The sequence below is a fragment of the Peribacillus sp. P4_B1 genome (genome assembly GCF_056402395.1).
In genome coordinates, this window is the sequence record NZ_JBFUHM010000114.1 from 1 (window position 1) to 4,195 (window position 4,195).

Genomic DNA, 4,195 nt, shown 5'->3' on the forward strand with positions numbered 1-4,195 from the left:
GTACTGTACTGGATGTAATGAACAAAAGGGCAATGACCCGTTCCGTTAGCAAAACCGGCCTCCACCCCTTGGATAGGTATGACGAAGGAATGAAAGGGCATAGGATTATGACCCGTTGAGACATGGGAGGGAAAGCCTCCAAGGGCAGCGTGGAAAATGCGTGCAGCATATGTAATAATATAGGATTTTTAATGGATCCCCTATTTCAATCTGCCCTCATCTTATCAAAACGGTCCTAACTCTTTCGTTCATCTAAAGCAACCTATACCATGTGGTATGAAATCCTGCGAATAAGCGAGTATTCGTGAGCATTATCTATTAAACTGAGGGAGTTCATTAAGCAAAAAGGCCACCAAATGGCAGCCCCGGGATCTCAACAAACGTACCTGTAGTTTAACAAGCAGCAGTACTATCTTAGATATCCTCCATTATTAATATCGAATGTTGAGCCTGTATAATGCTTGGCTCTATCTGATAATAAGAAGACAACAGTATCAGCCACATCTTCAGGCAGGACAGGCGTATTGATAAGTTGGTTACTTAAATACTCCTCTTTTCTCCAATCAGGTATTGTACCCATCATGGGAGTATTAACCATCGTAGGAGCAACAGCATTAACTCGGATGTATGGTGAGAAATTCATTGCACAGCTTTTAGTTAAACCTAATATGGCAGCCTTTGATAACCCATAAATTGCATCTGAACTGCCCTCCATTGCTGACACTGAAGACATATTAACGATAACTCCCTTACGTTGGCTTTGGAACAATTTTTTACCGAACATTTGTGAGAGATAAATAAACCCCTTAACATTTATATCTAGGACTTTATCAATTTCATCTACTTGATAATCTAGTATACTTTTCGCCAAATAAATCCCCGCATTATTAACTAAACCATCTACATCAGCTTGTTCTGCTTCAACATATACAAAAAATTTAACGACCTCTTCATGGTTACTTACATCTAACTGATATGTATGTAGAACATAGCGATCATCCATTGACTGTTTTAAATCATATAAGGAATGTTCATTAATATCGCATGCAATTACTGAAGCCCCCTCATATAAGCATTGTTTGACAATTTCTTTACCTATTCCAGAAGCCGCGCCTGTTACGATTACTTTTCTATTTTTGAGCACTTATTAAAGCCCCTCTTTCTACCTTTTATTACTCTAATTAACTAAATAGTATCATGAACGTTATCTATTAACCTTAGGCAACTAAACTGCCCCGTTAGTGCCATAAGAAAAAGGCTGCCTCAGCAACCTTTCTTATTGAAAGAAGAAAACTAATAGTATTTGTAACAAGGAATTATTCACTCAACCTCGAGGTAATTGTAAGGTTATTAAGGGCACAAAATCTAAATACGCTACAATAATATTTATATGGTCCAGGTTAAGCTAACGCACGTTGAATGGCTATTCCAGTAATAACTCGGACTTAAATACGATTACAGCATTTCCCGCAATCCTTACTTCCTCTGGTTCCTGATTACAAATTTTCACTTGAACATCAATGACACCCGCCCGGTTTATAGCTTCGCCCTGCACTGCTTTAAAACTAAATAAAGTATTATCATGTTTGACAAGTCCATGGTGTATTAAGTATGCACCTAAAGGGCCGTTCGCATTACCTGTAACAGGGTCTTCGTTAATACCAATTGCTGGAGCAAACATTCTTCCATGAATTAAGATTTCGGAGTCGGGAGCATTCATCGTAAACACATAGAAACCATTGCAATTAATTAATCCACTGACTTTTGTTAGTAAATCCATATTAGGGTTTAATCGGTGAAGAAGTTCCGAATTTTTAATTCCAATCATCACCTTGGAATGCCCGGTAGAAACGATTTGTACTGGACAATCTTCTAATAAATCATTTTCACTAATATTGAAAGCTGTAAATATGTTTTCTAAAGCTAGACCATCAATCACCGCATCAAAACTTATACTACCCTGGGTCATTATAATTTTGTAATCATTACCTTCATTAATCACATCGACTGGTAAAATGCCGGCACCAGTTTTATGATAAACTTTACCTGTATTTAAACTATTTTCAACTGCACGAGCATAGTGGGCAGCAATCGTCGCATGTCCACAGATTGGAACCTCATGAGTAGGCGTAAAAAAACGAATATGTACATCAGATTCGCTATTGTCTGATTTAAATATAAATGCCGTTTCCGAATTGTTAAGCTCTCTAGCAATCCTCTGCATCTCATCCGAAGATAGCCCATCTGCATTGGTAATTACACCAGCAGGATTACCTGATAATTTTTCTTTCGTAAATGAATCAATTTGATATAATCGGTACTTTCTTGCCATGTCATTTCCCACCTTTAATATAGTGAATTTTCGGTCCTTTATACTATCTATAATTCTTACTATATTAAAAATTACCCCGTTAGCTCCACAAGAAAAAGAGTGATCGTCACAGCTCTTTAAAGAGCTATTGCACCTGTTAGTTCAAGAACAACTATTAAAGTTTAACCTTCTCAAAATGTTCAACTGTTGGAAATGGGTCATAAAAATTATGTAATTTCTTTTTCCATTCTTGATACTCGTTGGATTGTCTAAATCCAATTGTATGGTCTTCTAATGTTTTCCACTGCACCAGTAGTAAATATTTCCCCTCAACTTCCATACATCGCTGTAATTCGTGAGATATGTACCCTTTCATTGAAGAAATAATTTCTGATGCCCCACGAAATGCTTCTTCATATTCTGCTTCCATACCTTCCTTAACTTGTAGCATAACAGCTTCCAATATCATTTAATTTCCCCCTTTTCAAAAGTATAACATTACTCTTTTTTAATGACTTTTTGTTGAACTCCCTCAGTTTGATGCGAATATCTCTCGAATGCTCACTTATTCGCAGGATTTCATAACGCCCCTTTAGTGCCATAAGAAAAAGGCTGCCGTAGCACCCCCCTTATTGAAGTAAAGCAACCATTAGTGAAAGAAGTCGTTGCTTATAATGGCAAACTCATAGTAACTGCCCTAATGTTAAATCCCATTTTTTCGTACAGTTCAATAGCTTGATTCTCTGCAAATACACTGAGGCGGGCTTCAGAGTATCCATCTTGTCTTAAATGGTCAATGGCAGTTCTCATTAACCGTTTAGAAATTCCATTCCCTCTAAATTCTTCTATAACAAATAGTTCATAAATAAATCCACTCATCTTATCAGTAAATTGATCTTTACTTGCCCCTATAAGAATCCATCCCATTAATTTATCCATCTCTGTTGCTATTAAATAATAGCTTCCCTTTTCCAATAGAGGTTCAACAAGATGTTTGATTTTTTCATTTGTAGGTTTTACTTCACCCAATGTGCCATCAAATACAGCTTGTGGAGAAAGTAACATAACCTTTTTGAGTTCCGAATCGTTAGGTTTTCTAATATCCATTAATAATGTCGAGTCCTTTCAATATCCTTTTATAAAGTTTAGCATAATATCCCAATATTCTTCTTCCAAAGTCTATAATTACTTTGATTTCTTGTTCAACTAAACTGCCCCGTTAGTTCCATAAGAAAAAGCTGCCTAAAAGACTGCTCCGATCTACAGCTAACGCACCTGTTAGTTGAGAATCTACTTACTTTATCATTTAATTATTATCACAAGAAACATCACCAACAAGAAAACTATATGAATCCATACCGTACATTTTATGAATATTTCCGCCCAGAATTTCTTTCGCAAACCATAGTGAAGGACAATGACAGAAAATAAGAGACTGACTATTCCATTAAGAATATTACCACCCGCGAACTGTAAAGCTATATTTACCAATCTAGAAACGATAAATAAAATGACATATACCATATCAATCTTTTCTTTTCTTTGGACCTCGTGTTGAAATTGATACATTACTTTCTACCTCTTGGTTGTTTTATTAACTGATTATCCCGTCTTTCACTAACCTGAACCTTTAGTTCCACAATCGAGTAGGAGGAGGCGCCTAGCCTCCGACCTCTCACACCACCGTACGTACCGTTCGGTATACGGCGGTTCAGTTTAAGTCTGACGTAGTTTTGTATATCGTTCATATAGATTTACTAACCCATGATGGAGCCAATAAACATTATTAAGGGTTTTGTCTAGAATAGGACTATGCGCTATGCGCCAATAACCCTTTCTGCTATTTCCCCATTCATATGCTTTTCCAAATGGGACGCCTAATCC

At 36.8% G+C, this 4,195-nt stretch carries 4 protein-coding genes and 1 pseudogene; all 5 read right to left on the bottom strand.

The window, feature by feature from the left end; all coding sequences use genetic code 11:
- Positions 1-409: 409 nt before the first annotated feature.
- Positions 410-1,144, bottom strand: a complete 735-nt coding sequence (locus tag AC1DVK_RS26495; RefSeq protein WP_477627782.1) for an SDR family NAD(P)-dependent oxidoreductase — start codon at positions 1,142-1,144, stop codon at positions 410-412.
- Positions 1,145-1,423: 279 nt separating this feature from the next.
- A complete protein-coding gene (locus tag AC1DVK_RS26500; protein WP_477627783.1) occupies positions 1,424-2,332 on the bottom strand; it encodes a PhzF family isomerase in 909 nt (302 codons plus the stop codon).
- A gap of 154 nt (positions 2,333-2,486) precedes the next feature.
- Positions 2,487-2,780: an antibiotic biosynthesis monooxygenase family protein gene (locus AC1DVK_RS26505; protein ID WP_410864111.1), complete on the bottom strand. Its 294-nt coding sequence runs from the start codon at positions 2,778-2,780 to the stop codon at positions 2,487-2,489.
- A 200-nt stretch (positions 2,781-2,980) separates the two neighbouring features.
- The gene (locus AC1DVK_RS26510) at positions 2,981-3,418 is read right to left on the bottom strand and encodes a GNAT family N-acetyltransferase (RefSeq protein ID WP_410864110.1); all 438 of its coding nucleotides are present in this window, start codon (positions 3,416-3,418) and stop codon (positions 2,981-2,983) included.
- Positions 3,419-4,027: 609 nt separating this feature from the next.
- Positions 4,028-4,195, bottom strand: a pseudogene (locus tag AC1DVK_RS26515) (group II intron reverse transcriptase/maturase); the annotation flags it as partial.